Origin of the sequence: Ktedonobacter robiniae (genome assembly GCF_016587375.1) — a bacterium.
GTDB lineage: Bacteria > Chloroflexota > Ktedonobacteria > Ktedonobacterales > Ktedonobacteraceae > Ktedonobacter > Ktedonobacter robiniae.
This window is the reverse complement of sequence record NZ_BNJG01000001.1, coordinates 299,804-324,845: the sequence shown is the minus strand read 5'-3', so window position 1 is coordinate 324,845 and position 25,042 is coordinate 299,804. Positions and strand designations below refer to the sequence as shown.

At 51.8% G+C, this 25,042-nt stretch carries 16 protein-coding genes and 1 pseudogene; 8 read left to right on the top strand and 9 right to left on the bottom strand.

Features of this window, described 5'->3' with window-relative positions; all coding sequences use genetic code 11:
* Nucleotides 1–32: 32 nt before the first annotated feature.
* From JMJ04_RS01335 to JMJ04_RS01310, 6 genes are all read right to left on the bottom strand, one after another.
* Entirely contained in the window at nucleotides 33–2,330 is a 2,298-nt protein-coding gene (locus tag JMJ04_RS01335) for a WD40 repeat domain-containing serine/threonine protein kinase (protein ID WP_201368771.1), read from the bottom strand.
* 4 nt (nucleotides 2,331–2,334) lie between these two features.
* Nucleotides 2,335–4,527, bottom strand: a complete 2,193-nt coding sequence (locus JMJ04_RS01330; RefSeq protein ID WP_201368770.1) for a WD40 repeat domain-containing serine/threonine protein kinase — start codon at nucleotides 4,525–4,527, stop codon at nucleotides 2,335–2,337.
* 3 nt (nucleotides 4,528–4,530) lie between these two features.
* Nucleotides 4,531–6,891 (bottom strand): WD40 repeat domain-containing serine/threonine protein kinase, encoded by a 2,361-nt coding sequence (locus tag JMJ04_RS01325; protein WP_201368769.1) that lies wholly within the window; start codon nucleotides 6,889–6,891, stop codon nucleotides 4,531–4,533.
* 6 nt (nucleotides 6,892–6,897) lie between these two features.
* The gene (locus JMJ04_RS01320; RefSeq protein ID WP_201368768.1) at nucleotides 6,898–9,093 is read right to left on the bottom strand and encodes a WD40 repeat domain-containing serine/threonine protein kinase; all 2,196 of its coding nucleotides are present in this window, start codon (nucleotides 9,091–9,093) and stop codon (nucleotides 6,898–6,900) included.
* Nucleotides 9,094–9,264: 171 nt separating this feature from the next.
* A complete protein-coding gene (locus JMJ04_RS01315) occupies nucleotides 9,265–10,191 on the bottom strand; it encodes a diacylglycerol kinase catalytic domain-containing protein (RefSeq protein WP_201368767.1) in 927 nt (308 codons plus the stop codon).
* A gap of 83 nt (nucleotides 10,192–10,274) precedes the next feature.
* Nucleotides 10,275–11,141 carry an SPFH domain-containing protein gene (locus JMJ04_RS01310; RefSeq protein WP_201368766.1) on the bottom strand — a complete coding sequence of 289 codons (867 nt, stop codon included), beginning with the start codon at nucleotides 11,139–11,141 and terminating at the stop codon, nucleotides 10,275–10,277.
* Between the two features lie 535 nt (nucleotides 11,142–11,676).
* Between JMJ04_RS01310 and JMJ04_RS01305 the strand changes: the two genes are divergently transcribed.
* From JMJ04_RS01305 to JMJ04_RS01270, 8 genes are all read left to right on the top strand, one after another.
* A complete protein-coding gene (locus JMJ04_RS01305) occupies nucleotides 11,677–12,582 on the top strand; it encodes an ABC transporter ATP-binding protein (RefSeq protein WP_201368765.1) in 906 nt (301 codons plus the stop codon).
* Between the two features lie 207 nt (nucleotides 12,583–12,789).
* A complete protein-coding gene (locus tag JMJ04_RS01300; RefSeq protein ID WP_201368764.1) occupies nucleotides 12,790–13,374 on the top strand; it encodes an RNA polymerase sigma factor in 585 nt (194 codons plus the stop codon).
* Complete coding sequence (locus tag JMJ04_RS01295; RefSeq protein WP_201368763.1) at nucleotides 13,371–14,750, top strand: HEAT repeat domain-containing protein; 1,380 nt, start codon at nucleotides 13,371–13,373, stop codon at nucleotides 14,748–14,750. Before JMJ04_RS01300 ends, JMJ04_RS01295 begins: the two co-directional genes overlap by 4 nt.
* A gap of 101 nt (nucleotides 14,751–14,851) precedes the next feature.
* The gene (locus JMJ04_RS01290; protein WP_201368762.1) at nucleotides 14,852–15,625 is read left to right on the top strand and encodes a hypothetical protein; all 774 of its coding nucleotides are present in this window, start codon (nucleotides 14,852–14,854) and stop codon (nucleotides 15,623–15,625) included.
* Between the two features lie 69 nt (nucleotides 15,626–15,694).
* A complete protein-coding gene (locus tag JMJ04_RS01285; protein WP_201368761.1) occupies nucleotides 15,695–17,125 on the top strand; it encodes a UDP-N-acetylmuramoyl-tripeptide--D-alanyl-D-alanine ligase in 1,431 nt (476 codons plus the stop codon).
* Between the two features lie 22 nt (nucleotides 17,126–17,147).
* Nucleotides 17,148–18,266, top strand: a complete 1,119-nt coding sequence (locus JMJ04_RS01280) for a D-alanine--D-alanine ligase family protein (protein WP_201368760.1) — start codon at nucleotides 17,148–17,150, stop codon at nucleotides 18,264–18,266.
* 32 nt (nucleotides 18,267–18,298) lie between these two features.
* The gene (locus JMJ04_RS01275) at nucleotides 18,299–18,871 is read left to right on the top strand and encodes a GNAT family N-acetyltransferase (protein ID WP_201368759.1); all 573 of its coding nucleotides are present in this window, start codon (nucleotides 18,299–18,301) and stop codon (nucleotides 18,869–18,871) included.
* A gap of 100 nt (nucleotides 18,872–18,971) precedes the next feature.
* Nucleotides 18,972–19,916: a threonine ammonia-lyase gene (locus tag JMJ04_RS01270; protein WP_201368758.1), complete on the top strand. Its 945-nt coding sequence runs from the start codon at nucleotides 18,972–18,974 to the stop codon at nucleotides 19,914–19,916.
* A 90-nt stretch (nucleotides 19,917–20,006) separates the two neighbouring features.
* Here JMJ04_RS01270 and JMJ04_RS01265 read toward each other — a convergent pair whose 3' ends face one another.
* The 3 genes and pseudogenes from JMJ04_RS01265 to JMJ04_RS01255 form a co-directional block, all read right to left on the bottom strand.
* Nucleotides 20,007–20,261 (bottom strand): hypothetical protein, encoded by a 255-nt coding sequence (locus tag JMJ04_RS01265; RefSeq protein WP_201368757.1) that lies wholly within the window; start codon nucleotides 20,259–20,261, stop codon nucleotides 20,007–20,009.
* Nucleotides 20,262–20,612: 351 nt separating this feature from the next.
* Nucleotides 20,613–21,539: an acetamidase/formamidase family protein gene (locus JMJ04_RS01260; RefSeq protein ID WP_201368756.1), complete on the bottom strand. Its 927-nt coding sequence runs from the start codon at nucleotides 21,537–21,539 to the stop codon at nucleotides 20,613–20,615.
* A gap of 222 nt (nucleotides 21,540–21,761) precedes the next feature.
* Nucleotides 21,762–24,703, bottom strand: a pseudogene (locus JMJ04_RS01255) (PAS domain S-box protein).
* Nucleotides 24,704–25,042: the final 339 nt, after the last annotated feature.

The following is a 25,042-nucleotide window of genomic DNA, read 5'->3' as shown; positions in this document are numbered from 1 at the left end:
AATGTGTGTGGTGGGCAGATCTTCCGCTAAACCTATTCCGCATCGACTTGCCAGATGATCACTGAGTGATCAGCGGAGGCAGAGGCCAGGAAACGACCATCAGGTGACCAGGAAAGGTCGAAGATATCACTACTGTGTCCATTGTTTTTGCCAAAGGATAGGTCGGGCAACTTAAAACCGTTGCTGGTCTTGTGAGAGCGCGAGTTCGCGAGATCCCAGATGTAGATCTGGTTACTACCAAGGTAGCAGCCAGCCACATAGCGGCTATTGGAGGACCAGGCGAGTTTGCTAACCTGGAGTAACCCTTTGAGTATGGGGTCGGCGATGGTCAAAATCGTAACAATTTTGTGTTGTTGAAGGTCAAAGATGGCTGCGACATCGAAGGCATCGGCGAGGATCTGATTGGGCCGAGCCGGCGAGGTTACCAGGCTGCGCAAATTGAGTGTCTGGCGAGTCTGTGCCCATATCTTGAGCGCATCAGAGCGGTCTGGAAGAGGGAATACCTGTTGTTTCCCCGTTTGGGGATCCCAGGCGAGCAGGTGAAACTTGTTGTCCAAACCAAGGAGGAGAGATCCGTCGAGAGACCAGCGAATAACAGAGATTTCATAGTAATCTTTGGTACTCGTAGCATTATTATTAAAGAGCTTGATAATTCCCTGGCCTTTATTTGGGCCGGGAGTGTTCCAGAAAGCGATCTGGTTCTGGTCGGTTGCGGTAGCGATAGATTTACCATCAGGTGACCAGGCGGGCGAGGAAACCTCGTTGATCGTATCATAGTTTCCGCTACGATCACTATTGAGTGCGATACGAGCCTGGGGTGCGAAGACATCAATAGTCGCAACCGTTCTGGCAAAAGCATACGTCACAGATGCACTACTCTCCCGAGGAACGGTTACCAGAAAGCGGCCATCAGGAGACCAGCCCAGGTCATGGCGATAGTTTTCCGCGAATAGTTTCCATTGAGCAGCAGGCTGCGTAACTGATCGTGTTGTTTTTGCCGGTGTTTGTAAGAGAGGGGTTGGGTCCCAGACCATGATCCGAGTATCGAGACCGCCAGATGCGAGAAAACGGCCCTGTGGGTTCCAGCACACATTATTCACACTATCGGCATGGCCGGTAAACTTAAGGCGAGGAATACCTGGAATCAGGCGTTGTGGCCCACGGCGCGGTGTGGCTTCTGGCTGATAGGCGTTAGCGAGGGCGTAGCCTCCGCCAGCGAGGAATATGGTAGCGGCGGCCCCGCCAAGCAGAAGCGAGCGGCGTGAGAGAGGCCGATGCGCGCCAGTGGTTGTGGCTAACTGTTCTTGTGCCGCCTTATCTCCAATGCTGTTTGGGTTCTGGGAGCGTAACCGATCACGGGGGGAAACTTCACCCGCCTGTGATGTCTCCTGAGGAGGAGAAGAGCGACGTGCAGAGTGTAGCTCGTCCATGGGTTTGATCAAGGTCGAAGCTGGATCGTTTTCAACGCGTGGAACGAGATGTGGCGGATGATGCAAGCGCTCTAATTCATCAACAAAGGCCACACACGAGGTTGGGCGCTGATCGGGATCTTTTGCCAGGCCATGTAAGAGGATTTGCTCAATGTCTTGAGAAAGTCCAGGATTGAACTGGCGCGGTGAGGGCGGCACGTCCTGAATGTGTTTGAGCGCGACGGCGAAAGGACTATCGCCCTCGAAAGGGACATGACCTGTGAGGAGCTCGTAGGCTACGACTGCCAGGCTATAGCGGTCGCTGGCGGGGAGTGCTTTGCCGAGGCTCTGTTCAGGAGCCATATAGAGAGGCGTGCCCGAACCAGCTTTTGTCTGGCTGCGAAATGCCTGGGTAGTGAGTAGCGTCGCGATACCGAAGTCAGAGATGAAGAGCCAGTGATCTTGCAGCAACATATTGGCGGGCTTGATATCACGATGCAATATCCGTCTGCTATGCGCGAAATCAATGGCTTCAGCAGCCTGGCGCAAGTAGCGTAGCGCAATGGAGCGTGGTAACGGTTGCCTCTGCTTGCGCAAGAGACTCTCAAGTGATCCGCCAGAAATAAGGGGCATGATGAGATACGTTATCACATCGTCGGCAAGCTTGAACTCGCCGAAATCATGGACGGAAAGGATATGCGGATGTTCGAGCGAGGCAACCAGGCGTGCTTCACGATTGAAGGCTTGAAAGTATGTCTGTTGTGAGCGAAAAACTGGCGAAAGCAGTTTCACCGCTACCTGGCGTTGGAGATCGGTATCTTCTGCCAGCCAGACTTCACCCATCCCGCCGCGCCCCAACAACCTTTGTAAGCGGTAGCGTCCCAGCATCTGATCTTGCCATTGGGTGTGTTGCGCTAACATAGGGCTATCCTCGCACTTTCCAGATCAAAATAGAGGCATTGTCATCTCCATAGCTTGCTGCCAACCATTTGCCATCAGGCGACCAGGAGAGTGCCTCAACGTTTCGCGCGCCAGTGGTTATACTGGTAAGTGGGCCATGTATGGGAAGGGTTTTATCTTGAAGATTCCAGAAGAAAATTTCCCCGCCAGTGGTGCCTGCGGCTACAGCGGGAGCGCTTGATGTGGGATTGCAGGCGATACAATTAATACGCGGCGCACTAATGGAAGAATCCAGCGGTATATTCGCGTCGTCGGTTGGCTTTCTCAAGCTAGAGGGAATTTGAAGGGAGTGGGGTTGTAGTGCCCTCTCCTGAGAAGAGAAGTAGTTGATGCCGCCAACATCAGAGTTCGTGAGCATTACAAGTATTTTACTATCCGCGGCCCAGACAGCGTCATAATTTGATAAAGAAGGTAAGGGTAGAGTGCTGCGTGGCTGCCAGCTTGTAGTGGCAGATGATATCTGGAAGGAACCAATAACAATGTTGTCATCACGTTGGAATGCCACCTGTGTCCCATCGGGGGAGAGAGACAACATGTCGGATCTGAAGGCTAAATTTTTGCCCGCATTCGGGTCAATGACATGCAGATTTTGTAGCTGCGCGTCCAGCGTACACATCTCAGTACGGCTCGGCGTTTTCTTTGAGACATCTTCTGGAATGAATCTAAGTATCACCAGGGAGTTGTTGGGGAGCCAGCAGAGGCTGAGGTAGCGTTCTAACATTATGGGAGACGTGAGAGGCGCCAGTTGTGGTGAGAAGATACCCAACTGCGCCTCGTTATTGTTGAGATAGTTCGCCACGGCCACTCGTTGCCCATCTCGTGACCACGCCAAGAGAGATCCATCAAACTCATATTGCAGGTGTTTCCCACTATATAATGGGGACGTATCAGAACGATCTGGTTTCTGTAGGAGACTGGCAATATCCCAGCGCAGTACCAGCGTATCGTCACCGGCGGTAATAAGTGTTTTACTATCAGGGGACCAGGCCATTTGAGTAGGCGCAGCATTATGCCCGGTCAGCACAAGCGCCAGATCGCGTGACTCTGAGGGAGCAGGACGAGCGGAGAGGGGAGGCTGGGGTGGGAGTATGGGAGAAGAGGTAGAGGTATGACGTAGCCAGCCCCAGGCTCCCAGTGCTCCACCAGTCACAAAGGCAACCGTGACCGCGCTACCGAGCAGGAATTGACGACGGTCAGGTCGTGTAACCTTCTGGTGTGTTATGTCATGAATGGATTCGTCCTCAAACGCGAGCGTCGGTAGATCACGCTGCGTACGCAAAGCGACATACTGGTGCGCCGTATGCCCATAGGATTGCTCTAACTGTTCCACCAGCTCCCCTGCCAGGGCGGGGCGTTGTTGGGGCTCTTTTGCCAGGCCTTGAAGCAGGATCCGCTCGAAGGCCGCCGAGAGAGCAGGGTTGAATTGACGGGGCGAGGGCGGCTTCTCTAATGCATGCTGCATTATTGTCGCGAGCGCTGTCTCGCCCTCAAAGGGAAGATGACCTGTAAAGAGTTGATAGGCAATAATCGCGAGGCTATAGATGTCGCTCGTCGTCGTGGCCCGGCCCTGAGCCTGTTCGGGGGCCATATATTCTGGTGTTCCCAGGTCACTTTCGCCCCTGGCATCTTGTTCAGGAGACGTTAAGAGGCGTGCAATGCCGAAATCCGCAAGCAAAAGCCAGCGCCCGTCGCGTATCAGCATATTCGCAGGCTTAATAGCGCGGTGGATGATATGCTGCCGGTGGGCATGATCGATGGCCTCAGCGGCTTGCTTGAGGAGCGTAAATGCCTTATCCGCTGGAAGTGGTTGGTTAGATGTGAGGTAATCTTGCAGCGAGCCGTCTTCAATAAACGGGAGCACTATATAGGGGAGCGTTTCTCCTGAAGGGAGGAGGTGTTTCCCATAGTCATGGATTTGAAGTATGTGGGGATGCGCAAGGGCCGCGACCGCTCTTGCTACTCGCTCGAAGCGCTGTGCGAAGGCGCGATCCTGTTGCGGGTGAATAGGTAGTGTTTTCACTGCTACATGGCGCTCAAGACGTGGGTCTCGGCAGAGCCAGACATCGCCTGTATTGCCGCGTCCGATGCGGCGCAGTATCTGGTAGCGCCCCAACGAGTTCACGTTGAGGCGTTGAAGTGTTGTAGAGGTATGTATCATTATCTATGCTCCATCTACCTGCCAGATCAGGACTATGCCATCAGTTGCTGAAGATGCTATATAACGCCCATCAGGGGACCAGGCCAGGTCGACAATAACTTCTCCCTGGCTGTGCCCATTGTTTTTGCCGAAGGCCAGTTCAGGAAGGTGATGACCGTCCGAGGAGAGGTGAGGCTGCGTATTGTGTAAGTCCCAGACGAAGATTTGATTACTGCTCAAATAGGTGCTCGCGATATAACGACCGTTGGGTGACCATGTGAGCTGCCCCAATTGCGGACAAAACCTATCGAAAGTTGAATAGGACGGTATCATGACACTGCGGTGCGCGTCCGGGTCAGCACACCCCAGGGTAGAAAGCACCTTTTTCTGAGCGGTGTCAAAGATGATGGCAATATCAACATCGCTGGCAAGGAACTGTGTCGGGCTAGTGGGCGAATTAAGGAATGTCAAGAAATACACGATACCCTTTTGCCCTGGTTTTTCAGGAAGGGTAGAGGGGCGCCGGGGAAGGGTCAGTAGCGTGGCTCGCTGACCAGTCTGGACATTCCAGCTCGTAATGCTGTTTGGCTGAAAGTATTCCAGAATTTGCTGCTCATCATGTGACCAGCAGAGGGCTGGAGGGGCATCAAAGAGGTCCGACACTGTGTCCTGCGTGGATTGCTCAGGATTGGTAAAGCGTTTGAAGACACCATGGGTTGTCCCTGGATGCCAGAGCGCAATATTCCCTTGCCTGGTTCCTGTTGCCAGCACCTGATTAGAAGGTGACCAACTCAAGCCGCGATACAATCTATCTGCGCTGGTGCTGGGATCAGTGTAGAGCTGAAGGGAGGCGCGAGGCTGAAAGACATCGACCGTTGCCAGGACTGCATCTGAGCCTGCCCATCCTTCCAGAGGGGCAAAGAGCGCCAGAGCGTGTCCATCTGGCGACCAGGTCAGGCTATTCCGGTTGACAGTGGCTCCAATTTTCCAACTTGCCGAAGCGTGGGAGAGGTTGCTTGGCGTATGCCCCTGGGAAGAGAGTGAGGCGTCAAGGTCCCAAACCTGGACCAGGTTATCGTAGCCAGCGGTTGCCAGGTAGCGGCCGCGCGGATGCCAGCGGACATTCCAGATAATATCGGTTAGTCCATTAAGTTTCAGGAGAGGACGGCCGGGGTGTAACTGTTGGGGACCAGGCACCTGCCCGTAGGAGCGATAGAGTGAGCTCCCTAACGCCAGGCCTGAGCCAGCCAGGAAGACGGCTGCCGAGGTAACACCCAGCATAAAGGCCCGTCTGTTCACGTGAGCGCGTTTGCGTGCCTGGCTGGGTACTTGTGTTTGTGTCGTTTCAAGAGCTTGCCCTGTTGAAGTCGTATGTAGTTGTGTGTTAGGTATGGCGAGGTTCAACGTAGAGGCAATCCCAACGGGAAGGGTTTGATAGGGACCGCTTTCTCGTGTAGCATTGTGTGCGCGCTTATTCCAGGGCGCGATAAGTGTTGCATCGGGATCATCTGCTTTCGTGACATGAGACGGTTGGCGTGTTTGTAAACTCTGCTCCAGGGCCTCAACAAAGGCTACGCAGTTCGAAGGGCGCTCCTCAGGATGTTTGGAAAGCGCGGTAAGTAGCAGTTGCGCAGCCTCCTCGGGAAGTTGCGGCTGAAACTGACGAGGAGAGGGAGGTGGTTCCTGAATATGTTTGAGCAGCACAGCGAGAGCATCTTCGCCCTCAAATGGTAGCCTGCCAGTGAACAGTTGATAGGCAATGACTGCGAGGCTGTAGAGATCGCTGGCAGTAACAGCCTTCTCTTGGATGCGTTCGGGGGCCATATATTCCGGGGTGCCGACCGCCACACTGGTGCGACTGTGATAGGTCGAGGTCGAGAGTAAGCGTGCAATGCCAAAATCGGAGAGATAGAGCTGATCATCCTGGAGTAGCATATTGGAGGGTGTCACATCACGATGTAGCACCTGTCGACTGTGCGCATAGTCAATGGCCTCGGCAGCCTGGCGCAGATAGTGCAAACTCACCCTGGTAGGAAGAAGTTCCGCCAGGTTCTCCATACGATTGCGCAAAGTGCCCCCATTGAGAAATGGCATGACCAGGTAGGTAATAACATCATCACCCTGGTGTAGTTCCCCAAAATCATGGACAGAGAGAATGTGGGGATAATTGAGTGAGGCGGCTAGACGAGCCTCGTTGTGGAAGGCATCCAGGTATTCCTTCTCACTATCGAGAACCGGAAGCAAGAGTTTGATGGCTACATGGCGATGGAGTTGTGTATCTTCAGCCTGCCAGACCTCACCCATTCCCCCACGCCCAAGCAGACTGAGCAGGAGATAACGTCCGAGTGAGCGGCCCTGCCATTGATGTGTTTGATGCGCGAGCATTATTTATCATCCTTCTAGCTGCCAGATGAGAAGCGAGAGATCGCGGTCATCGAATGCAGCGGCCAGCCATTTACCATTAGGAGACCAGGAGAGCGTAGGTATAGGCGTTGTGCGGCCAAGTGTATCGAGCGTGCGAACAGGTGTGGCCTGGCTTTCATTCATATTCCAGAGATACAAGTCACCGGTATCTGTGCCAGTAGCCAGAGCGGGTGATGTCGAGGCTGGATTGCATGCTATACAGGTAATATTTCGTGGCTTCCCTTCATTGGTCGTAGGGACTGTGAAGGCATGTAAAGCTGGAGATGGCTCCTGCCAGTTATAAACAAACAGTTTAGGGTCAATCTCGGAAAGCACGACGATATGTTTGCCATCAGCGACCCAGCGGGCATCATGAATAGTGTCTCCTTCATACCCGGTGTGGGATGCTGGCAGGAAGGTGAAATGTTCCTTTACTTGCCAGTCGGGGTGATCAGAAAGCGAGAACGCCCCAACTTCGATGTTCCTTCCGTGGAGAAATGCGTAGAGCGTTGTATTCGTTGCTGAAGGCGTGATCAATACATTGTCGTAGACAATGAGATCATTTGCGCGCCTAAATAGTTTAGTTGGCTGGCTGGGATTACGTGTATCCACAACATAGACCGTATAGTTTCCAGGGTCAGTAGGATTCTGCTGTGTGTACCCCTCAATGTGTACGAGCGCGAGTTGGGTATTGGAGAGCCAGGTGAGCCCTGCGAGAGGATTTGTGCCATCTGCAAGGGTAATCGTGGCCCTCTCGTGAAATTTGGCGTCACAAAGCTGGACCTGGACTTTTTGCTCGTTCCAGACGGTATTGGCAATCGCCAATGTTTTGCCATCGGGCGACCAGACGGGATAGAGTTGTCCGCCGTAATAAGGTAGAGATTGAGCCGCGTAGAGCGCAGCGCCCGGGGCTCGATCAGGTTGACGCAAGAGATCCTCAATATCCCAACGTAGCACATAGCCATCCACGCCAGCGGAAAAGAGCGATGTACTCTCGAGCGACCAGGAGAGGCTATTGATATGTCTTGTATGCCCGGTCAGAACTAATGAGGGCTTATTAGGGTCTGTAGAGCGTGGACGAGCCGAGAGGGCGGGTGGTTGTGGTAGGTCCTGGGGACGTGTTGGCTGTATATGTATGTAGCCCCAGGCTCCTAGTGCTCCACCTGCGATGAGCGCGGCGCCAGAGGCACCCGCAAAGAGGAGTTGACGACGCGAGAGTGTACGTTTGCCTGCCTCCTGTGTTGCAGCCTCTCCTGGTGGCGTCTCGCGAAATGCGAGTTCCGGATGTTCTTCTAGCGTGCCCAGGTGCCGAAATATAAAGGAGGAATCAAAGAATGCCTGCTCCAATTGTTGAACGAACTCACTTGCGAGCGCAGGGCGTTTCTGCGGGTCTTTGGCCAGGCCCTGTAAGAGTACTTGCTCAAACGTGGCAGGAAGATCGTTGTTATACTGGCGCGGAGAGGGAGGAGGAAGCGTGAGATGCTGCATGATCGTAGCGAGAGCGGTCTCTCCCTGAAAAGGGAGGTGTCTGGTGAAGAATTGAAAGGCGATCACAGCCAGGCTATAATTGTCGCTCGTGATTGTTGCCTTGCCTTGTGCCTGCTCAGGTGCCATATATTCAGGGGTGCCGAAGCCTACATTCCCCTTCGTCATCTGCACACTTGAAGTGAGTATGCGGGCAATACCGAAATCGGCCAGGAGAAGCCACTGTTCATCGCGCAGGAGCATATTATCGGGCTTAATATCGCGGTGGATGATGCCCTGTTTATGCGCGTAATCAACGGCTTCGGCTGCCTGTCTCAAAAAGAGAAAGATGCCCTGAGGGGGCAGCAGGTATGGCCGGATTGCCAGGTACTTACCGAGGGATCTGCCCTGAATATACGGCATGACGATAAAAGGAAGAAGTGAGCCATCTGACAACACTTCTTTACCATAATCATGGACTTCTAAAATATGGGGATGTGTCAGGGCGGCAGCTGATCTGGCCTCATATTCAAAGCGTCTTACAAAGTCCTGATCCTGCTGCCCATGAACGGGCAATGTTTTAATCGCTACCTGGCGACCTAAGCGAGGATCATCACAGAGCCAAACCTCACCCATTCCGCCGCGTCCAATGCGCCGTACGACCTTATAGCGGCCTAGAGCGGCTACTTCTGTGATCGGTAAAACATCCTGTTTTTCCATATACGCTTTCGTTTAATCCTTCATGCGAGATTTCAACTGTTATCCAGTAATATAGCAGAAATAGAGCTCGATGGATATGTGCTCTACCACTTTTTTGCCTGGCATCTCCGACGGGCAAGAGATATGCTTTTTGGGGAACCAAAAAGTAGAAGAGATCATTATATGCATAGCTCATTGGGCCGCGACAAAGTGTGCCTTTCGTTCTGCCAGTCCCACACGCGCGATCAGACCTGAATGGAAGGCAAGATAGTCACTCTCAATACCATCGCTAAAAATAACGCCATTATCGGGCATCTGCGAGGTAATCACAAGCTCCTGGCCTGGTTTGAGTTGTCCAAAGACGATATTTACCTGGGAAACCTTCGAGACAAATGGTTCACGAACTGTGTACCAGAGCGTATCAGCATCCCATGGTGCCACTGGCAATACCTGTTCATGCCCCTGGGGGGACGCAATTGCCCATGCCCCCTGTACAATCGAGCGTAACCAACCAGTACTGCCCGCCCCGGTAGAGACAATAATGCCACTCGATATCTGTGCTTCGTGCTGTTCCCCAAGTTGGAGCAGATAGCGGGCTGAGGTGTGGCTGCGTTGACCGATAAACAGGTCATTGATGGCATACAATCTCTGACCATCGTTCAACGTCGCCTTCACCATCGAGACATGTCGTATCTCGCTACGTCCCCGCGCGGCCTGCTCGACAACGCTCAGCACCTGTTTGTAGTGAAAAGGAATCAGGACTCCATCGATGCGTTGAGGATCAGGGTTGAGAGCCAGGATGGGCTGTGTCGTGAGATACTTGGCGGTATTGATGACCAGCCCGTCTGGTCCGATTGTCACGACCAGATCGCGCTCACGAAACTGGTAGGTCGGCAGGAAGTCCCGGTCAATGAAATGTTGCTTTACTGTAGAAGGGAGATGTTGGCGCACAAAGTCAACGGCACGGCGGTACTGTGCATCGGCCTGCTCATACTCGCTAAATGCGACCTGATTCTGTTCTAGATAGAAACGCGCCTGTGCCCAACTATTCATGCGCTGCACCAACTCCTCCAGAGCCGTTTTTCTGGTTACAACAACAATGCGTTCAATAGCAGCCATAAATCCTCCCATGATGTAGCAGTAGCCAGGAACAGATGCGTTACATGCGTATGTCTGTTCCTGGTGTCGTATGTGTTCAAGGCTTACTGCCCATGCAATAATTGTTCGAGAATCTCAGAGGTGATTGTCAAATTGCCGATCTTATGGGCGTTATCCGCAAAATCGTGGAAGGATAGAGCAAGCAGTTGTTTAACCTCAAGCTCACTATAAGGGGCGAGGCGAATACGCATAGCCGCAGCCTCGTACTCGGCCTCCTGGCGGGCATTCTCTCCTTGCAGGCTGACGAGCACCTTACGACGCTCTTCCAAAACCACAGAGGTTGCCAGCTCATTCTGCTTGATCTTACGTTCCTGCTCGACTGCCTCTGCTCGGCGCGAATAGATGGCCTGGTCCGCGCGACGCTGTAGTGCCTCACGCTGTTCTGCCTCCAGTGCCTTCGTCATCTCCGGCGTCGCTTTCAGTGCTGTATAGAAGAGGCTCATGCATTCAATACCCAGGGCTGCCAGTTCATTTCCCTCACGTAGACGTGTCAGGACATTCCGGGCCAGTGACTCTGAGCTGCGCAGAGCATCCTCAAGCGAGAGCTGTTGGAGCTGATTCCGCGTATGCATCTGCACAATGTTGACAATGCGCTGCTGCAACTTGACCGGGTCCTCACTCTGGTAGCGACGCGTGCGTGGTTGAACCGTAAAATTGAGGAGCTGTGCCATCGTCTCAGGCGCAACAATACGAAACGTCACCTGACCCTGGACAGTTACGGCCTGGAAATTGTTTGTCGTCTCGTTAAAGATGAAAGGAGCATCCACTGTCGAGATTGGCACCAGAGAGATCGACGTATGGGGTGCCCAATACCAGAAAGAGAGGCCCGTGCCCCGTCTCACCACATGTCCATTCGCATATGCAAGAATATACTCTGTTGGCTCTGATTTAAAGTATGAGAAGAATGCCATGCTGATTTCCCTTTCCATGCGAGCAAGCATGAACCTGCATACCTACTGTTCTGTTACAGCTCTCTTGAAAAGGAAAGGTGGGGAGTGCAGAGGGGCGTCAGCCTCTCTGCGTCCCTTTCCCCCTCCCGCCGCAGGCTGTATGAATCCCTTTCAAACGAAATTGTACAGAGTACTACTTAGTGTACGGCTTACACTAAGTAGTGTACAGAAAAAAACAGGGAAAGTCAAGCATTAACGAGCAAAAAAGGAACTCCATCTACCCAAGCCTTATTACCATTGCGACGCTGAGGCATTCGTAAAAAGAGAGGCCTGAGTGATTACTCTAAGTCTTAGATGGGAATATTGCCATAAGTCAAATGAGATACGTTCACATTCACATTTCTGCTTGCTCCTGCTTCTTGATTGATTGTTTCCTGAGAATGTTCATTGATGCCATCCTGGTTTTACTCATCTTACGTGGTTTGGTACAATGGCCGTATGCTCGCTAGTAACGCCATAAGTGACAATCGTTTACTCTGATAGGAGAATACTCAGCATGCGAATAGAAGTTCGGCATCTTACCAAAGTCTATGGGGGAGGTATCCATGCTCTTGAGGACCTGAACCTGACCATCCCCGGTGGCATGTTTGGTCTGCTTGGCCCCAACGGCGCGGGCAAAACCACCCTCATGCGCATTCTGGCGGGAGTTCTTTCCCCTTCTGAAGGCTCAATTCGTGTCGGCAGCTATGATGGAGCTACAGAGCAAGGTCGGACCCAGATCAAGCGTATCCTGGGCTATCTGCCTCAAGAATTAGGGGTGTATACTGATCTTTCAGCGTATGAGTTTCTGGACTATATGGGTATTCTCAAAGGCCTCAATGATGGTAAACAGAGACGGCGACGTGTTGATGAGTTGCTAGAGACAGTCGCGCTTAGCCATCTCGCTCATCGCAAGCTCAAAACGTTTTCCGGTGGCATGAAACGTCGCGTCGGCATTGCACAAGCTCTCCTCAACGATCCTCAACTTCTCATCGTCGATGAGCCTACAGCGGGTCTTGATCCTGAAGAGCGTATCCTCTTCCGTAACTTGCTTTCGGACCTGGCGGGTAAACGAACTGTGCTTCTCTCCACGCATATCGTCGAAGACATTGCTCAAACCTGTCAACAGCTTGCGTTAATGGCAAATGGCCATATGCTCTTTCAGGGAACGGTTTCGGATATGTTGAAGGAGGCACGTGGCAAGGTTTGGCTGATCACAATCGCTGGTCAAAAGCCAGCGGGCAACTTTACGGTTGTCTCAACGCTCAATATAGGTCTGAACACACAGTATCGTGTTGTAGGTGAATACCCATCTTATTCCAACGTTGTAGCCATCGATCCCAACCTGGAAGACAGCTATGTCTGGTTTATGCGTAATGCCCGTCAAACTCTAGCTCCTACTATATCCCCTCTTGATAAATGATACCCCGAAGTTAGAGCATATACGGTGATAGCGCGGTGCTGCCTGGGCATATCTCAATGCCTGCTGAATAGAGCTACAAGGGCACATTGCGGCTCACCTTTATCAAAAAGGCTCTGGTGCCTCCTGAAACGGGAACCAAAACATAACTTTCTGCACTCTACTATATAGACAGAGCAAAAGATTGACGAAAGGGAATGAAGCAGGCGCATGAAGAATCCGGAAATCGGGTTACCTGAGTTACTCGCGCTGGATCTTGATGCGCACTTCGCGCAGCTAGTCGCGAGCTATCAGCAGGGATTATATGTATTTATCTTGCGCCAGACAGGCCATGCCCAACTCGCGGAAGACATTCTCCAAGAAGCTTTTTTACGCGCATACTCAACGTTGCGCAATTATCCGGCCGAACGGAGGCGTACGTTGAAGATTCAAGCCTGGCTTTACAAAGTGGCGTTGAATACGTTTTATGGGTATCTGCGTCAGACAAGGGTACAGGAAATTTCCCTTGACCTGCTTGAGGACTTCGATCAAACCTGGCAAAGTGCCTGGTATGACCAGCCAGATATAATGAGCGAACAGCGGGAATGGATACGTACTCTTGAAGAGTATATAGCCCGTCTCCCACTTCAATTTCGTACACTCGTCAATCTCTATTATTTCGAAGAGCTGAATCACCAGGAGATTGCAGATCTGCTTGCTATCCCATTGGGGACCGTGAAATCTGGTATATATCGTGGCACGCAATTGTTGCGTCGTGCGTTAACCACTCAGGAATGTGAGGTGCGGTCGAGATGAATGATCCTAAACCATTAGTGTCTGGACAAGGGGCTGAAAAGCATGTGGTTCCTACTACGCTGGCAAGTGATGTTCTGCGACAATTGGGATTAGGCCAAAGCGCTTCGCTGTTTGAGCATCCTCGCGTGAACATTGATCAGGCACTAAAGAGTTCTGATTGGCATGTCCGTCTCCAGGCCCTGAGTGATATACCTCCATCGGCTGTTCAGAAGTATCATGAATGCTTACTTGTTATGTTAGAGGATCCTCACCCATCCATACGTGTGGCAACGCTTCGTGTGTTAAGCATGGCGAGAAGCAGTGTTTCGCTAGAGCGGCTGGTTGAAATACGTACACACGACGACGATTGGCGTGTTCGCGAAGCAGTTGTGCGGATGCTAGGGAACTTTCAGGATCCAGCTTGTGTTGAACCATTATGCGCCGCTCTTCATGATGAAGATGAAGCGGTACGTGCAGCGGCAGTGCATGCTCTTGGTTCTCTGGGAGAAGACGTTCCCGCAGACAAATTATCTCTCGCTTTACAGGATCGTTCTTGGGTTGTGCGCGAGGCTGCTGCTTTGACATTTGGTATGTTAAGTGAGCAGGGCATTGCTCTTCCACTTGAAGCATTGTCTGTCGTTGCCCACGACCAGGATAGCATGGTCCGAACAGCCGCTGCACAGGCGCTGGATACGGTTGCTCAGTTGATGTCACATCCAACTCGTCGATCATGGCGTGGCGCGTTCTTAAAGGTCTGGCAACTTTTGTTGATGCAGATACGCCTGATCCATAGTGGTGTCTGGATTGCTCCGCTCCTGGTGGTATTTAGTGTAGGCATCTTCCTTTTCTTTAAAGTACACTCTGAAACTCAGCTTCAGATGGCTGTCTCCGTCCTCGCTGTGTTCACGACGGCAGCTGCAGCCTGTGATGTGCCCTTTCTCTATGGGATGAAGCACGACGCGGGCTTCGAATTAATAAGCTCGACCCCTACTTCTATGCGGCTGATAGTGTTCTGCCGCTTTCTGTTAGTAGTTGGTTACAATGTCTTGTTGGCTCTGGGGATGTCCGTGTTATTGGCTCTAACCCATCACGAAAACTTTCTGGATATCTTGCACACCTGGTTAGGTCCCATGTGTTTGCTTGCCTCTATGGCCCTGGCGCTCTCGTCGCTGATTGGAGCCTGGGGTGCGGCCAGTGTGACGTTATTGTTGGAAGCAAGCCAGTCTATCCAGATGAAGACAACACCTCTAAATACTTTTCTGGGTATTGATTTTGTTCTTTCTTCCTGGTGGCAAACGAATTTGTCAATATGCTTGCTTACCGCGCTTTGCCTGGTTGTTGCTCTGGTCGCTATTCCACGCCAACCGAGAGTGGTCAGGTGGTCGAGGTGGTCGTAGGCAAGGAAACGACATATGCAATTTATTCTAGAGTAAGGAGATTCTGACGGACAGTGAGATGTTTTTCGAGTTTCGTGGGCATAATGCGCTATGAATTTCGTATGCAGATCCGGCGTATTGCTGTCTGGATTGTACCTGTGCTGCTTATCGCGTTCCAATTCGGCCTGAACAGGATGTGGCTTCCAAATTCTATGGGCAGCTTTCTATATAAAAGCTCATTTGATGAACGCGTTGCGTTTGATAGCGCTCTCTTGCACATCAGTGCCCTCCTAGCTAGCAATGCCAATCTTTTCCTGCCACTGGGGGTAGGGATACTTATGGCGGATCGCCTACTACGGGATCGCAACGCAATGATGGAAGAATTGGTCCAGGCCTTATCCGTGCCGGTAGGCGTACGCATCCTGGGAAAGTATCTGGGGAATTTAGGTGCAACCCTTTTGCCTGTTTTACTTTGTTATGGAATTGGTGTTGCCTATTTGTGCTGGCTCGTGCGTGATATTCTGGCTGTTTTCTATGGCGTACTTTGCTTTGCAGTCATTATGCTACCCGGTATGCTGTTTGTCAGTGCTTTTTCGCTGGCAGGGCCAGCTTTCTTTGGCACGAATTTATATCGTTTCCTGTTCATCTGCTATTGGTTCTGGGGGAATCTCTTACGTCCAGGTTATGGTGTGCCCACTATTAGTCGTACAATTCTCACACCAGTTGGTATGGTTATAGCGAATGGCTTCTTCGGTGTTACTATTATCGCTGATAGCGGGTTGATGGTGGTATCTCCATTTGAGGGTTTAGAAAGCTTGTTAGCCTTAGTGGGTACTGCTCTGGTCGTCTTAGGGATATTGTGGGGCTATGTCTCCTGGCAGCAACGGCGCTGTTAGGTCTCTTCGCACAGAATACGATAGTGAAGTCAGATAGTGATTTTTCTTATGTGTCAGGAGTATGTTTAGATGTTTGAACTACAGGATGTTATGTCCGGCAACCAGGAGAACCTGTCCATTCATGGTTCTCTGGCGGGCCCTAAGAAACCGGTGTTTCAGAGCGCACAACATGACAATAGACAGTGTGAACAAAATGATCTTTTTGTAGCTATCACTGGAGCGCGTGTAGATGGACATCGTTTCATTCCTGCAATTGCGCGTGCTGGAGTGACTGGAGCACTCTGCACCACGCCTTCTAAGGACGTTCCCGACAGTTTTCTCCAACTGGTGGTACCAGATGTTGTCAAGGCATTGCAAGCCACTGCCCGCGCGCGAGTACAGCGTCAACCAGGGACTATCAAGATTGGCATTACAGGCAGTAGTGGCAAAACGACAACCAAGGAAGCTATTGCCGCTGTACTCGGCAGTGTCGCACCGACGCTAAAAACCTATGCCTCCTATAATAATGAGCTTGGCTACCCACTGACGCTGCTACGCCTGGAAGCTGAGCATAGGTACGCGGTGCTGGAGATGGGTGCTGAATGGGTCGGCGAATTGCGGGGCCTCTGCGAGACGATCGCGTGTCCAGACTGGTCAGTGATTACTACTGTAGGGGCTGCTCATCTCAAGCACTTTGGCTCACTGGAGAATGTCGCAATCGCCAAGAGCGAACTGGTTCAGGTGCTCTCTCCAGAAGGAATCGCGCTGCTCAATTATGATGATCCAGTGGTTCGAGCGATGAAGGAGAAGACGCAGGCGCGTGTGATCTATTATGGGCAGAGTGATGGGGCAATGGTGCGCGGTCGGCATGTTGAAGAACGGGGACTCCTCGGGTCCCGCTTTACGCTGTGCATCGAGGATGAGGAGGTGCCAGTACAGTTACGCCTACCCGGCACGCATGGCATAACCACTGCTCTTGCGGCGGCGGCTGTCGGCTATGCCGCTAACGTTCCGCTTGAGAACATTCGCGAGTCACTAGAAAATCTTTCATCCGTCCAGGGACGCGGCGAGATCAAGGTTAGCGCTGGCCCGAATGGGAGCACGTTAGTCGACGATACCTATAACTCTATACGGCAATCTATCATTGCTATGACTCAGGCAATGCAGGCGACTCCGCAGGTCCCTCTGGGAAAGCGCTGGGCAGTGTTAGGCGAATTGCTTGAGCAAGGTGAGCATACCATGGATGAACACATTGCGTCTGGCCTGGCGTTGGCAGGTAAGGTTGACTACCTGGTAGTGCTTGGGGACTTCGCGCGCTACTTCGCGGAAGGGGCAATGCAGGCGGGGATGCCTGCCGAGCATATCTACGTATTTTCCGTCGATCCTGCCAATGCCTCTGAAGTGGAAGACGGCAAACGTGCCGTTGTGCAATTGCTCAAAGAGAGGGTGCACCCTGAAGATCTCGTCCTTGTCAAAGGATCGCGCGGAATGCGCATGGAAACCATGCTTTCAATGTTTTAAATAGAAGGAGAAAGGCAAAACGATGAAACAGAAGAAACGTATTGGCATCATTTTTGGTGGCCGATCCTGTGAACATGAAGTTTCTCTGGCTTCGGCGGCATCGGTCGTGCAGAATCTTGACGCGGAAAAGTACGACATTGTTCCTATAGCTATAACAAAAGATGGCGCGTGGCTCTGGGGCGTTGAGCCCCAACAATTGCTTCGAGCCGTCAATGATCCTATGTTGGCGACAGAGATTGCATCCTCTCCTGTCGTGACTCTGGTTATTGATTCACAAAGTAGACGCTTTATCAGCATCAATAAAGCTCAGCCTCTTCCGGCTAATGGCGAACTCGACGTACTCTTTCCCGTGCTCCACGGCCCATATGGAGAGGATGGCACTATTCAGGGGTTCTTCGAGATGGCCAATATTCCCTATATTGGCTGTGGTGTGCTTGGCTCGGCGGCTGGTATGGATAAGGAGATCATGAAGGAACTCTTCCAGGCTGCCGGGTTGCCTGTGGTCAAGACCCTTACCTATAGGCGTTTGGAGTGGGAGCGTGAGCCGGAACACCTGATAGCTATGATCGAGCATCAGTTGGCATACCCTTGCTTTGTGAAGCCTGCCAATCTTGGATCGAGTATTGGCGTTAGTCGAGCAAATGACCGGGATCAGCTTATCAAGGCAATGAACGAGGCGTTTACCTATGATCGCAAGATTGAAGTTGAGCAGGGCATCAATTGTCGCGAGTTCTCGTGTGCTGTCCTGGGCAATGACGAGCCGAGCGCCTCAGTTGTCGGAGAAATCCTTCCCGGCGATGAGTTTAGCGACTACGAAGATAAGTACGTCAATCACACCATCCAGTTTGTTATTCCCGCAACTATCCCTACAGAAACAGCGCAGATGTTGCGTGATATGGCTTTGCGAGCTTACCAGGCTCTTGATCTCCAAGGGCTGTCTCGTGTTGATTTCTTCCAGGACAAAGTTACTGGTCGGTTCTACATTAATGAGGTGAACACGTTGCCCGGTTTTACCGAAATGAGCCTCTATCCTAAACTATGGGCCGCCAGTGGTCTTGCCTATTCCCAATTACTTGACCAGCTTATCGAGTTGGCTTTGCGGCAGCATGAGACACGCCAGCAGTTGCGCTCCTATCGTTAATCACATCCTTATGTAGGAAAGGGTAAATATATATGCGTAATAACGAATCAGCAATGCAGAATCCTTTTAGTGTTGGCCCTCGCCTTTACCTGCGCCCATTAGAGCCAATCCAGGATTATCACCATGTGGCGTTATGGCACAACGGCGAGGAAATGCGCAGCTATTTTAACGTGTATCCGACCAGCGATACACGCTCGAAAGAGCGACTGGATCAAATGTATCGTGACTTTCGACATATTCTCTTAGGCGTTGCCTTGAAGCAAGACAACACGCTTATTGGTGTGGTGGGTCTGAAAGACATCAATACGCTCAATCAAACCGCTGAGTTTTATATCAAGATTGATCCTTCCGTCCAGGGAAGAGGGTATGGCACCGAGGCAACCAAACTTATGATCCAGTATGGATTTATGGAATTGAATCTTAATCGTATCCAGACGCAGGATATGGAGGAGAATATTGGTGGCTGGCGCGCGGACGAGAAAGCGGGTTTCCAATTAGAGGGTACTCTGCGTGAGGCCATTCTGCGCTTCGGAACGTATCACAACGTCCGGGTCTATAGCATATTGCGAGACGAATTTATACGGCAAAGAGCACAGGGTAAATGAATTATCACAATAAGCTAACGAAATGCCGTTTGTCATGAATCATTAATTCCTATTGTATAAGTCTTATATCAGTAGTTGGCTAGATTAAAGAGGATATATCTTGTTTCCACAACAATATTATCAGCATGTGATTCGTACTCCCCTGGTGCGCTATCAGGGACCCCTTGCTCCACGAAGTGAGCTATGGCTGAAAGATGAAACAAAGCAGGTTGGTAAATCCTTCAAGTTTCGTGGCACATATCATCGTTTGCTTGAGGAAGCGCCTGAAACAACCGTTGTTACTGCATCGACAGGCAATCATGGCATGGGAGTCTCATTAGCTGCCCAGCTTCTGAACTTGCGAGTCCAGGTCTTTGTGCCAGCACACATTTCGGCAGTAAAAGCAGAGAAGCTAGTGCAGTTGGGGGCGAACGTTGAGAAGGTGGCTGGTGGCTATGATGAGTGTGTGCAGGAAGCATTGCGCTTCTCCAGGGAAACAGGTGCTCCATACATCTCCAGCCTCGATGACCCCTCGGTGGTACACGGACATTCGAGTCTCTTCCGCGAGATTCGAGAGCAGGCTGAAGAGGGTCTCGACTCGCTTTTGCTGCCGGTTGGTGGGGGCGGCCTACTGGCTGGATGCCTGGAATGTTACCAGGGGTCAGATATGCATATCATTGGTGTTGAGTTGGAATGCGTTCCCTCGATGAAGATCGCCCTTGAGAGCAATGAGCGTGTGCTGCTGCCTCCGGCGCGGAGTATGGCCGAAGGAATGTTGGTACGGCAGGCTGGTGTCCTTCCATTGGAGAGAGCCAGGGCTTATCCGCGTTTCGACGTTGAGCTTATTTCTGAGGAAGAGATACAGCACATGCTATATCTGCTCTGGAAGCACAACCATATACGCGCGGAGGGGGCGGGTGCTTCCGCTGTCGCGGCTGCTCTACGTTACCTGGAGAACCACCCGGGTCAAAGAATAGCCGCTGTGATATCTGGTGGCAATATTGATGAGGAAGCCTTCCAGATTGCAGTGAGGAAGTATAGAGTGGAGGAAGCGAGTACACGCTAAGAAGTTGGATAGCGAACTTGAGGTATGAAGAGCGGGTATCCGAGAAGGATACCCGCTTTCTTTTGTTTCTTTATAACAGTGGTGATGAGGCTAGCGGCGCCAGCCACTGATATCACACCATCCGCGTTTAGAATCCCAGCGATGATGATGATCATGATCCCAACCACGCTTATGACCATAATACCAATCATGGTGATAATCATAACCGCGCCCATAGTCATGATCGTGGCTGTAGCCTTGAGCCCCTACGACCTGTTCCAAATCCTGTTCGGAGAGGTCGTGGATCCCTAATTGCTCTGTAAGCGAGGAAGCACGTGTGATGGGGGCGAGTGTATGAGATTTCATAGGTTCGTTCCTTTCACCATCAGAAAATGTACTGTTGAAAAACGTTGTACTTTTCGAACTCTTTTTTTGAGAACAAATGGTGCAACCTGATTGCAAGATAGCATATATCATGCTTCTGTCTTTATTTTACTTATAAGGATAAACGGAGATGATCTATGTTATGATTTATAATATTACAAGCAAAATAATGAACAGTATGAATTAAATGTTTTTTTAAGAAGGCGAGACAAGATTGTAGAAAGAAAGGCTATGGTGTGAATCGGCTTCTCACTCTCTGCCACGTTGCAAAATCCCATGTCTAGAAAAGACATACCCGAAGCCGAGGGCACTCTTGTCGCCATCCAGGTGGTACTATTTTATCGAGCCATCAAGGAGTACCGCATGCACGCCATGCACTCCGTTGGCAATTTGCGTGATCCGCAAATCCACGACGAGACTCGCCAGTGCGAGTGCTTGTGAGCGGGGTATGTCGTATTGCTCACGCATCAGGTCGAGCATGGCCTCGAGTGCAATGAAAGATGCTTCATGCAGATTCTCATGAAAACCCAGGGCTAGCCATGCATTGGCCGTTCTCACACGTGGAGTCTTCAAAGGCATGTCGCCATGCACATGAAATGTCAAATCAACGCGTTCCATAGGGCATTCGATAGCCACGCCGCTCACCTCACCATCTCCCTGGACGCCGTGTCCATCACCAACAGAGAAGAGTGCTCCAGGAACGCTGATTGGTAGGTAGAGTGTGCTCCCAGCGAGCAATTCCTTACAATCAATATTGCCGCCACAGAAGCGCGGGGGAATAGTGGAATGGATGCCGGATTCATCGGGAGGCATGCCCATCACACCCATAAATGGGCGTAGTGCAATGGTATGGCCGTACTGATCTGTCCCAGTCATGGCATCAGCATCGAGTGTCCAGTGAAGCAACTCATGACTCTCAACGAGTCCCAGATACCTGTTCACAGCGCTTTGCCGACCTCCAGCGCTCGTCCACCCCCAGTTTCCCGGCCGTACCTCGTTTATCTGTATTTCGAGCGTCATCCCGGGTTGGGCATCATGAATGGCGACGGGGCCACAGAGCGCATGACCACTATCGTGCACATTGTCACGTGGTTCAAAGCGATTCTGTGGCCCCTCTACAGAGGAACTAAGATGCCAACCAGCATCAAGGGTACGAAAATGGACGGCATCACCTGATTCAATAGTAAGTATGGGGGGAAACTCGCGGGAAAAGCTTCCGTGGAGAGTGGCTCGTTCTGGCCCAATGCTGTAAATGGTCATGCAGTGACTCCTCTTTTGTTGCGCACCTCTCAAAACGCTGCAATTCAACCTGATTATAACAGGAGGAGACGGGCTATCATCTAACTAATCGGCTTTGTGGATACCTCTGCATTCATATATAGGTTTGGCGACGCTCCTTAGACGATAGTTTTGCAGAGAGTATAGCCATTTGAGCTTGCATACAGGCGGGTCAACGTCACCCATGGAAAACCAGGAAACTGTTCAATCAAGAATATCCCTCTTCTTGGGAAGGGTCACCGTAAAGATCGATCCTTTGCCGACTGCGCTCTCCACGGTGATGGTTCCCCCATGACGCTTGACGATCTCCGCCACAATGTACAATCCCATTCCCAGTCCTGGGATCGCTTTCTGTTTGGGACCAGTGGCCCGATAGAAGCGCTCAAAGATTTTGTCGCGCTGCTCTCGCGGGATACCCAGGCCATGATCGTGCACACGGATCGTGACGGTTTCTAGGGAAGCCTCAAGGTCTATCTCGACGGTCTCTGCACCGGGAGAATACTTGATGGCATTGCTGATCAAGTTGGTGAAGACCTGTCCAAGCCGGTCTCGATCCGCCATCAGGCTGGCCTGAACGACGCCACGCACCAGAATGCGATGGCTGGGATGCGTTTGCTGCATAGTGTCGATGGTCTCCCGCAGCAATGCGTCGAGATCTACAGTTTCCTGCCGATACTCCAGTCTGCCCGCCTGGATTTTGGAGACATCCAGCAACTCTTCCACGAGCCGGGTGACTTTGTTGATCTGGGTCTCCATGCTGGAAAGAGCTGGAGCAGAAGCCTGGAGGCCTTGCTTTGCCAGTTGCCGGCGCAGCAAGGAGGTCTGCATTTTCAAGGCTGTGAGCGGGTTCCTCAGTTCATGGCTGGCCATGCTGATAAAGTCATCCTTGCGCTGCTCCAACTCCTTGCGGGCCGAATTATCCAGCACAAAGCCAATCATCTGGCGCGGATGGTCCTGGAAGGTGACGGCACCTGCTAAGACAGGAAGGCGACTGCCATCTTTACACACCAGCTCGGCTTCAATAGGCGTATGCTGCCCGTGTGTAGCTACCTCCTGGAGCACGCGCTGGAAGAGAGGTGCATGTTCGGGGGGAGTGATCCTCATCCTGTTCAACGTTCTGTTGTTGAGATCTTCTCGGGTATAGCCAGTCATGTGAAGAAACGCGTCATTGGCATCCACCAGCACTTCCTCATCTCCCTCGTTTGAAGTAATCCCGATAATATTGGAGTCGATGAGAGCGCGGATGCGTTCCTGGCTCTGGCGTAAGGCTTGCTCAGTCCGTTTCTGCTCCTCGATATCGGTGCAGGTCCCAAACCACTTGACGATCTGGCCTGCTTCATTACGTACCGGCATGGCGCGGGCTAAGAACCAGCGATACTCCCCGTCTGACCATTTCTGAGACGATGTTCGCGCTCAAAGGGCTCACCTGTTTCGAGCGTGTGATGCCGAAGAGCCAGCGAGCGTTCAATATCCTCAGGATGCAAGAACTGACGCCATCCATAGCCTTGGATTTGCTCAAAAGTGGCATGCGTATACTCACAATAGCGCTGATTACAGTAGTCAAGACGACCATCTGGTCGAGTGGTCCACACAAACTGCGGCATCGTTTCGGCCAGCACACGCAGGTTTTCCTCGCTGTCTTTGAGCCGCTGCTCGGTCCGTTTCTGATCGTCGATGTCAGTGATAGTCCCAAACCACTTGACGATCTGACCGGTGTCATTGCGTACCGGCATGGCGCGGGCTAAAAACCAGCGATACACGCCCGTTTGGCCCTCCTTGAAACGGTAGGCAACCTCATAGGGAGTGCCTGTGCGGAACGCATGCGCTCGCGCCGCCAGGGTGCGCTCAGAATCATCCGGGTGTAAGAACTGGCTCCATCCATAGCCATACAGTTGCTCAAAAGTGGCGTGGGTGTAGTCACGGAATCGTTGATTAAAATAGTCTGACAATCCGTCAGGGCGCGTAGTCCACACGAGTTGCGGCACCGTTTCGGCCAGCACGCGAAAGTTCTGCTCGTTGGCTTTGATTCTCTGTTCAGCCTGTTTCTGTTTATCGATATCAGTACAGGTGCCAATCCAGTGCAGGATTGTGCCCCCTGCATTTCGCTGCGGCACTCCTCGCACAAGAAACCAGCGATACGCTCCGTTTATACCGTCTTGCATACGATGTTCCACTTCATAGGGCACGCCTCTCTGAATGGCGGTCTGCCACACATCCCATACACGTTGCCGGTCATCAGGATGCACAGCTGCTATCCAGCCATCGCCTTCGACCTGTTCGCGGGACATCGCCTGATAATCTATCAAGGGTTGGTTGTTGTAGATGATATGCCCATCGGGTCTTGCAATCCACACAAAGTGGGGAATGGCATCGACCAGAGTGCGCAATTCGTCTTCGATGTACTTTCGCTCGGTGATATCTCGGCCTGCACAGATGAGATACTCGACCTGCTGGTTGGCATCACGATGGGAGGTAATCGTCATCAAAATGTCCAGAGACAGGTCACTTCGTGGATGGATTCTGGCCTCAAAGCGCACGGTTTCTCCCCTGCTGGCTCGTGCAATGGCTGCGCGCAATTGTTGTTGGGCAGCAGGGTCATGGGACCATGCTGGGGAGTCGGCGAACGGTTTGCCAATCATCTCCTCTCGCTGGAGGTGTGCATCGGCCAGGGGACGCTGATTGACGTCGAGAACCAGCCCCTCCGGGGTCAAGATGGTGACCCCATCAGAGAAGCTTTCCAGGAGATCTCGATACATGTGTTCGTTCTGGCTAAAGGCATTCTGGGGGGACTGTGGTTCCAGATATTCCTGGAAAAAGATTGCGAGGCCTTCGTTTGTAGGTGAGAGCGAGACGTGTAGCCGGCTGTTAGTGACGGGAGAAATATACTCCACTTCGGTTGGTTCTCGGGTCTGTTTGGCCTTCTGGACAGCTTGATAGAGCGATGTACTCACCAGTTGGGGCGCGCCACGCCACAATGGCTTGCCACAGACATCTTTTCGTGTCATGGTCTGTGCATTTGCATTGGCATACACAATCGTCGCGTCGTCATCGAGAAGAAACAAGGCACCGGGAAGCGTCTCAAGAAGAGTGAGGAGTGTCTCACTCGATGCAGGCGTGACACGTTTTTTCTGCTTTGTATGAGACATATCGCGCTCATACCCCTTTCACATACCCCGATCCCTGAGAATGAAGGCGCATTCCTGCTCTGATCTTAAGATGAATACTCCAATGATGTGAGAGCGTCGAGAAATAAGCAGACTACACTTTTTGGAGTGCCAGAGAAACCCCTCCATTTCTCTAGAGTCAAGGTAATACATCGGAGATATCCTTCGTTTCTTTAGGTTGTGTTGCAAAAGACAGATGTGAATGTAGGGGTTTTCAGAGGCGGCGAAGGATAAATAAGGGTAAGGGAAAGAAGTCATTTGGCGAAGGAGGAGATCAGCTGGCGTGTCCAGGTATGACACGAGAACGCCTGGAGGTGTGTC

Excerpts from the sequence above, each read along its gene's own strand:
- JMJ04_RS01300 (WP_201368764.1), top strand. The coding sequence starts at position 12,790 with ATGAAGAATCCGGAAATCGGGTTACCTGAGTTACTCGCGCTGGATCTT.
- JMJ04_RS01285 (WP_201368761.1), top strand. The coding sequence starts at position 15,695 with ATGTTTGAACTACAGGATGTTATGTCCGGCAACCAGGAGAACCTGTCC.
- JMJ04_RS01335 (WP_201368771.1), bottom strand. The coding sequence starts at position 2,330 with ATGTTAGCGCAACACACCCAATGGCAAGATCAGATGCTGGGACGCTAC.
- JMJ04_RS01315 (WP_201368767.1), bottom strand. The coding sequence starts at position 10,191 with ATGGCTGCTATTGAACGCATTGTTGTTGTAACCAGAAAAACGGCTCTG.
- JMJ04_RS01325 (WP_201368769.1), bottom strand. The coding sequence starts at position 6,891 with ATGCTCGCGCATCAAACACATCAATGGCAGGGCCGCTCACTCGGACGT.
- JMJ04_RS01320 (WP_201368768.1), bottom strand. The coding sequence starts at position 9,093 with ATGGAAAAACAGGATGTTTTACCGATCACAGAAGTAGCCGCTCTAGGC.
- JMJ04_RS01305 (WP_201368765.1), top strand. The coding sequence starts at position 11,677 with ATGCGAATAGAAGTTCGGCATCTTACCAAAGTCTATGGGGGAGGTATC.
- JMJ04_RS01275 (WP_201368759.1), top strand. The coding sequence starts at position 18,299 with ATGCGTAATAACGAATCAGCAATGCAGAATCCTTTTAGTGTTGGCCCT.
- JMJ04_RS01330 (WP_201368770.1), bottom strand. The coding sequence starts at position 4,527 with ATGATACATACCTCTACAACACTTCAACGCCTCAACGTGAACTCGTTG.
- JMJ04_RS01265 (WP_201368757.1), bottom strand. The coding sequence starts at position 20,261 with ATGAAATCTCATACACTCGCCCCCATCACACGTGCTTCCTCGCTTACA.
- JMJ04_RS01260 (WP_201368756.1), bottom strand. The coding sequence starts at position 21,539 with ATGACCATTTACAGCATTGGGCCAGAACGAGCCACTCTCCACGGAAGC.
- JMJ04_RS01280 (WP_201368760.1), top strand. The coding sequence starts at position 17,148 with ATGAAACAGAAGAAACGTATTGGCATCATTTTTGGTGGCCGATCCTGT.
- JMJ04_RS01310 (WP_201368766.1), bottom strand. The coding sequence starts at position 11,141 with ATGGCATTCTTCTCATACTTTAAATCAGAGCCAACAGAGTATATTCTT.
- JMJ04_RS01290 (WP_201368762.1), top strand. The coding sequence starts at position 14,852 with ATGCAGATCCGGCGTATTGCTGTCTGGATTGTACCTGTGCTGCTTATC.
- JMJ04_RS01295 (WP_201368763.1), top strand. The coding sequence starts at position 13,371 with ATGAATGATCCTAAACCATTAGTGTCTGGACAAGGGGCTGAAAAGCAT.